This is a genomic window from Ruegeria sp. CF1 (genome assembly GCF_056537445.1).
In genome coordinates this window covers 55,511-61,929 of sequence record NZ_JBQFRN010000016.1, presented here as the reverse complement: position 1 = coordinate 61,929, position 6,419 = coordinate 55,511, and the positions used below count along the sequence as shown (strand labels likewise).

Here is a 6,419-nt window from a genome sequence, read left to right as displayed (position 1 = left end):
CCGGATACCCCCTCAAGAGAGAGGGGCTGGCTAAGACCCCCTCATCCAGCCCCTCACCACCTTCACTCTCAATCATTTGTGAGACGGTGGGTTCTTCCCCTACTCCCGAACCGGGAGGCCTGCACAGTATAGCACAAAGCCCGTCATATTCAGCCCGCTATAAATGGGGGGGGTCGGCAGGTCTATTGTCGGCAAATTTCGAGTTCTGCCCTATCACGTCGACTTAGTCGGATGTCGGCTTCGAGCCCGTAGTGACTGATGCTGCAGGTTGGATGAATGGCGGCTTTTCCCGTTTACATTTGTTGGTGGTGGCAGTTTGGCTGGTGAAGGGGAGGGTGTCATCTCATCATTAGGCTACCCGAGTTTCTCGGTTAGTTCCGGAACCGCGTCAAAGAGGTCAGCGACGAGGCCGAAGTCTGCGACCTGGAAGATTGGCGCTTCTTCGTCCTTATTGATCGCGACGATGATCTTGCTGTCCTTCATACCGGCCAGGTGCTGGATTGCACCAGAAATACCGACCGCCACGTAGAGGTCCGGGGCGACAACCTTGCCGGTCTGTCCGACTTGCCAGTCGTTCGGCGCATAGCCCGAGTCCACGGCGGCCCGCGAGGCGCCGACAGCGGCGCCCAGCTTGTCAGCCAGTGTCTCGATCAGCGCGAAGTCCTCTTCGGAACCGACGCCACGACCGCCGGACACGACCACGCCGGCCGAGGTCAGCTCGGGGCGGTCGCTCTCGGCGACCTTGTCCTCGACCCACTCGGACAGGCCGGGATTGCCGGCGGAACCGATGGTTTCAACAGCGGCGGAGCCACCTTCTCCGGCGGCGTCAAAGGTCGAGGTGCGGAAGGTGATGACCTTGGTCGCATCCGACAATTTCACGGTCTGCACGGCGTTACCTGCATAAATCGGCCGCTCGAACGTGTCGGCGTCGACAACGCCCGAGGCGTCCGAGATCACCATCACGTCCAGCAGCGCGGCGACGCGCGGCATGACGTTCTTCGCGTCGGTCGTGGCGGGCGCGACGATGTGCGAATAGTCGCCAGCCAGCGATACGATCAGCGCGGCGGTAGGTTCCGCCAGGCGGTGGCCCAACGAGGCGTCCTCGACGACCAGCACCTTGGCAACGCCGTTAATCTGGGCGGCGGCGTCCCCGGCAGCGGCGGCAGAGGCGCCCGCAGCCAGAACGGTCACGTCACCCAGCGACGACGCGGCAGTGACAGCCTTGGCGGTAGCGTCCAGCGCCAGTTCGCCATTGTTGACTTCTGCGAGAAGAAGAACAGCCATTACACAGCCCCCGCTTCTTTGAGTTTCTTTACCAGTTCATCAACCGAACCAACGATGATGCCAGCGGCGCGGGCTTCAGGTTCGGCGGTTGAAACGATTTCCAGGCGGGGCGAAACGTCGACGCCGTAGTCGTCGGCAGTCTTTTCGTCCAGCGGCTTCTTCTTAGCCTTCATGATGTTGGGCAGCGAGGCATAGCGCGGTTCGTTCAGGCGCAGATCGACCGTCACGATGGTGGGCATCGAAACCTTGATGGTCTGCAGACCGCCATCAACTTCGCGGGTCACAACGGCCTTGTCGCCGTCGATGTCCAGTTCCGAAGCGAATGTACCCTGTGACCAGCCCAGAAGCGCCGCCAACATCTGACCGGTGGCGTTCATGTCGTTGTCGATCGCCTGCTTGCCTGCCAGAACGAGGCCCGGCTGCTCTTCCTCGACCACTTTGGCCAGGATCTTGGCAACGGCCAGCGGCTCGATGTCGGTGTGAACATCGCCAGCGGCGTTGACCAGAATGGCGCGGTCCGCACCCATTGCAAGAGCCGTGCGCAGGGTTTCCTGAGCCTGCTTCACGCCGACCGACACGACGACGATCTCGTCGGCCTTCCCGACTTCTTTCAGGCGGATGGCCTCTTCGACGGCAATTTCGTCAAAAGGGTTCATCGACATTTTTACGTTGGCAAGATCGACTCCGGACCCGTCCGCTTTCACGCGGACTTTCACGTTGTAGTCGATCACCCGTTTTACAGGTACGAGAACCTTCATCGGCGCAAATCTCCTCTATCTTGTTGGAACCGGGCGTTCGCCTCGGTAGTCGTAGAATCCGCGTCCAGCCTTGCGGCCAGTCCAACCTGCCTCCACGTATTTCACCAAAAGCGGGCAAGGCCGGTACTTGGTGTCTGCCAAACCTTCATGGAGCACGTTCATAATTGACAAGCAGGTATCGAGACCGATGAAGTCGCCTAGTTCCAGTGGTCCCATCGGGTGGTTGGCGCCCAGCTTCATTGAAGCGTCGATGCTCGCTACGCTGCCGACGCCCTCATAGAGCGCGTACACGGCCTCATTTATCATTGGGATCAGGACGCGATTGACGATGAAGGCTGGGTAATCTTCAGAGCGGGCCGAAGTTTTGCCGAGGCGATTCACCGTTTCCAACACCTCTTGGAACGTCTTATCAGACGTAGCAATACCGCGGATCAGTTCAACCAGTTTCATAACCGGCACCGGGTTCATAAAATGCAACCCCATGAAGCGGTCGGGCCGATCAGTGCGTGCTGCCAATCTGGTAATCGAAATCGACGAAGTGTTTGTAGTTAGGATCGTGTCTGCTTCAAGAGAGGGCAGCAGATCCTGGAAAATCTGTGACTTGACCGCCTCCCGTTCAGTTGCGGTCTCGACCACCAGATCGCACCCACCCAACTCACCCAGATCACTCGTCTCGGATAGCCGCGCGAGGCCATTCTCGCGATGTTCAGGGGCCATTTGACCTTTTGCCACCTGCTTAGCTGTTCGGCCTTCGATCTTCGATCGCGCTCCTTCAAGCGCCTCCAAGGAAATGTCGTTCAAGAGAACGTCATAGCCGGACACCGCAAAGACCTGGGCAATGCCACTACCCATCTGCCCCGCTCCGATCACACCTATGGTTTGTAGGGTCATTATGACTGTCCCTTCAGAACGGCGCTTGCGAGGAGAAATGCGTTCTCTCGACGCTCAGCGGAGTCCGAGCGCGAATTCAAAAGAACCGGAACCGAAGCCCCCAACACGATCGAACCCGTTCGCGCATGCCCATGAAATTTCCAGGATTTCGCAACCGCATTGGCGGCATCGATGTTGGGAAACAACAAAAGGTCCGCATTTCCTGAGGCGGGCAAATTCTCCAACCCCTTGGCCCGGGCGGCTTTCGAGGAAACGGCCACATCATAGCCCATCGGGCCACCAATTTCGAAGTCTTCAAAACGCCCTTCCAAGCATTCGGCCGCAAGGTCGCGAGCATGCCCAGTGGCTGGCAATGCATCGGTAACTTTCTCGGTTGCACAGATTGCTGCGACACGTACCGGCGCAATCCCAAGGCCCCGAAACAGGGGGGCGGTGTTCAATACAATCTGACGCTTCTGATCGAGATCAGGCAGAGGAAGGATGCCATTGTCGGTCGCTGCAAGTAGCCGGTCCGATCCTGGCATTTCAGCGACGGTTATGTTCGACAAAACACCTCCATTTCTCAGGCCGTTCTGCCGATCGACCACCGCTCGAAGATATGACGTGCTGTCAACGTGCCCCTTCATAAGCACGTTGGCTCGCCCACCCCTGATTGCAGCCACAGCAAATCGCGAACAGGTAGCGGGATCCTTTGCGTCTATGAACTCGGTCCTCACGGGATCTGACCCTGAGAAAAACTTCTCCATTTTGGAGAGGTCTCCCGTCACCAGTGCCGAGGAAACTAGGCCTTGGGAGAGCAAACCCGTGACCGCTTCCGCGACCTCTTCAGTCTCACCGCCAGCAACGACCAGTCGGGCGGGCGGCTCCTTTAACGCCATTTCAAGCAGTTCTTTGAAATTATGAATGCGCATTGACCACCCCCTGGGTTGCGTCAATTGGCCAGGTCATTGGCAATTCCGTCCCATCTAGAACGCGCGCAGCCCCCTCGGCCAACGCGCGACACTCGTCGCTGCCCGGATACACGTGGACAGGAGCAAGGCGCGACAGACGATCTGAAAGGTAGCCTGTGATGCGATTGCTGTTAGCCAGACCACCGGTCAATACAATCGCATCGAGATCAAAATTAGTGGCTGCAGCCATTGCGCCTACCGCTTTGGAAATCTGATAGAGCATGGCCTTGTAGACGAGGCGCGCCTGTTCGTGGCCTTCGTCAACCATCGCTTCAACTTTGCGTATGTCTTTTGTCCCAAGATACCCAAATACGCCGCCTTGACCGTAAAGCCGCCCCAGGAGTTCCCCGCGCGTATAGTCGCCCGAGTAGCACAACTCGATCAATGGCAACGGAGGGACGCCTCCCGCCCGCTCCGGCGTAAACGGTGATATTTCCATGCGGTTGGAGCTATCGACAAGGCGACCGTTTACAAGAGCAGCAATCGAAAACCCGGCCCCAAGATGTGCCACGACGGTCTTCAAACTTGTGAAGGGTTTATCTATCTCGGATGAAAGCCGACGTCCGCAAGCGCGGATGTTGAGGGCATGGACGAAGCTGAAACGCGGTAGCTCGGCCACGCCCGAGACCCGAGCCTCGGGCATTAGCTCATCCACACTGACTGGATCAACCACGAAAGCAGGTACACCGTAGCCTTGCGCAATACGATAGGCCAGCGGCGCCCCCAGGTTGCTTGCGTGATGATAAACTGGGGTGTGGAGCGCAAAGTCGACAAGCGCATCGTTCACCTCGATCACACCCGACGGCACAGGTGTAAGCATGCCGCCGCGGCCGGCACATGCGATCAAACGGTAATGACCAAGATGTTCGCTCAGGAACTCCGAAACGTGTTCTGCGCGAAATTCAAGCTGGGCCGCGATAGAGGCAAACTCCGCCATGACTGCTTCGTCATGCTCGAGTGTCTTCTCAATGATTGGCGAAATTGCCGAAGCACCTGCATGAAACAATGCGCATCGCGTTGTCGTTGTGCCTGGATTAATCGAGAAGATGGCTGGTTCGGTCATGCTGTCACCCTGCAAACACGTATGACGTTTTGACCGACGTGTAGAACTCAACGGCGTAGCGGCCCTGTTCGCGTGATCCGTAGGAAGATCCTTTGCGCCCACCGAACGGAACGTGATAGTCAACTCCTGCGGTTGGCAGGTTGATCATGACCATCCCTGCCTGTGACCGTTTCTTGAATTCACGCGCAGATTTCAGGTTTGTCGTACAAATACCGGACGACAAACCGAATTCTGTGTCGTTGGCCAGTGCAACAGCTTCGTCAAAGTTGCCCGCACGGATGACGCTGGCACACGGGCCGAAGATCTCCTCCCGGCTGCTCCGCATGTCATTGGTCGCATCGGCAAAAATTGCTGGACGTTGAAAAAACCCCTCGGCGTCACCGTCAAACCTGCCTCCCCCGATGACCTCTGCTCCCTCTGAGCGGGCAAGGTCCACGTAGGAAAGATTGCTGAGCAATTGGCTTTCGGATGCAACCGGACCCATTTGCGTATCCGACTTGAGCGGATCTCCAACCTTTATGGTGTTTGCAGCGCTTGCCAGCTTCTCTACAAATTCATCGTAGACCCCGGCCTCAACAATCAGCCGCGATGATCCAGTACATCGCTGGCCGGTTGAAAAGAAAGCGCCATTCAGACAAGCTGAAACTGCCACTTCCAAATCCGCGTCGTTCATTACAACCATCGGGTTCTTACCACCCATTTCCAACTGAACTTTCTTCAAGCCCCCAGCGGCCTTGACGGCCAAGGCCCGTCCAACCGGCACCGACCCTGTAAAAGAAACCGCATCGACCTCAGGATGACCAACGATGGCGTCACCTACGACGGAACCACGTCCCATCGTCAGGTTGAAAACGCCTTCCGGGACGCCAACCTCGTGAATAATTTGAGCAAGTATATGTGCGCTGCCGGGCGTTAGATCAGCAGGTTTGAACACCACAGTGTTTCCGTAGGCCAGCGCCGGAGCAATCTTCCATGCGGGTATTGCGATTGGGAAGTTCCAAGGCGTTATCAAACCAACGACACCAACTGGTTCGCGCGTCACCTCGACATCGACATCGGCGCGCACAGAGGCAATCGCATCGCCAGCAACACGAACAGCTTCGGCTGCAAAGAACCGGAAGATCTGCGCGGCGCGAACCGTCTCGCCTAGGGCTTCGGCAAGGGTTTTGCCCTCTTCGCGCGCCAGAATCATTCCGATTTCGTCGCGCTTTTCCAGAATCTTCGCCCCTACGGCATCAAGCAGATCTGCGCGCACCTGCGGAGACGCATTTGCCCATCCGGCCAGGGCGTTCTTTGCGGCATCTACTGCCAACGCAACTTGTTCTGTGTCGGCTTGGGCGTAGCTCCCGATCAGGTCATCCAGATTCGCGGGACTACGATTCTCCGACAATCCGGCGCTAGCAACCCACGCACCGCCAATCAGGTTTTTGTTTTGATCCAAACTCATTCGAGCCTCCTGAATAGGAAAGGCAC

6 protein-coding genes are annotated in these 6,419 nt (G+C 57.6%); all 6 read right to left on the bottom strand.

Annotated features, from left to right (window positions below; genetic code table 11):
* Positions 1-354: 354 nt before the first annotated feature.
* From ACRZ96_RS19900 to ACRZ96_RS19875, 6 genes are read right to left on the bottom strand one after another with little or no spacing between them, the layout of a single operon-like run.
* Positions 355-1,284, bottom strand: coding sequence for an electron transfer flavoprotein subunit alpha/FixB family protein (locus tag ACRZ96_RS19900; protein ID WP_480814987.1), 930 nt, complete (start codon positions 1,282-1,284; stop codon positions 355-357).
* Positions 1,284-2,042: an electron transfer flavoprotein subunit beta/FixA family protein gene (locus ACRZ96_RS19895; protein ID WP_480814986.1), complete on the bottom strand. Its 759-nt coding sequence runs from the start codon at positions 2,040-2,042 to the stop codon at positions 1,284-1,286. Before ACRZ96_RS19895 ends, ACRZ96_RS19900 begins: the two co-directional genes overlap by 1 nt.
* 15 nt (positions 2,043-2,057) lie before the next feature.
* A complete protein-coding gene (locus ACRZ96_RS19890) occupies positions 2,058-2,933 on the bottom strand; it encodes a 3-hydroxybutyryl-CoA dehydrogenase (protein WP_480814985.1) in 876 nt (291 codons plus the stop codon).
* Positions 2,933-3,844, bottom strand: a complete 912-nt coding sequence (locus ACRZ96_RS19885) for a phosphate acyltransferase (protein ID WP_480814984.1) — start codon at positions 3,842-3,844, stop codon at positions 2,933-2,935. Before ACRZ96_RS19885 ends, ACRZ96_RS19890 begins: the two co-directional genes overlap by 1 nt.
* The gene (buk, locus tag ACRZ96_RS19880; RefSeq protein ID WP_480814983.1) at positions 3,831-4,946 is read right to left on the bottom strand and encodes a butyrate kinase; all 1,116 of its coding nucleotides are present in this window, start codon (positions 4,944-4,946) and stop codon (positions 3,831-3,833) included. The genes ACRZ96_RS19885 and buk overlap by 14 nt, the downstream gene beginning before the upstream one ends.
* A 4-nt stretch (positions 4,947-4,950) precedes the next feature.
* Positions 4,951-6,393: an aldehyde dehydrogenase family protein gene (locus tag ACRZ96_RS19875; RefSeq protein WP_480814982.1), complete on the bottom strand. Its 1,443-nt coding sequence runs from the start codon at positions 6,391-6,393 to the stop codon at positions 4,951-4,953.
* Between the last annotated feature and the right edge of the window lie 26 nt (positions 6,394-6,419).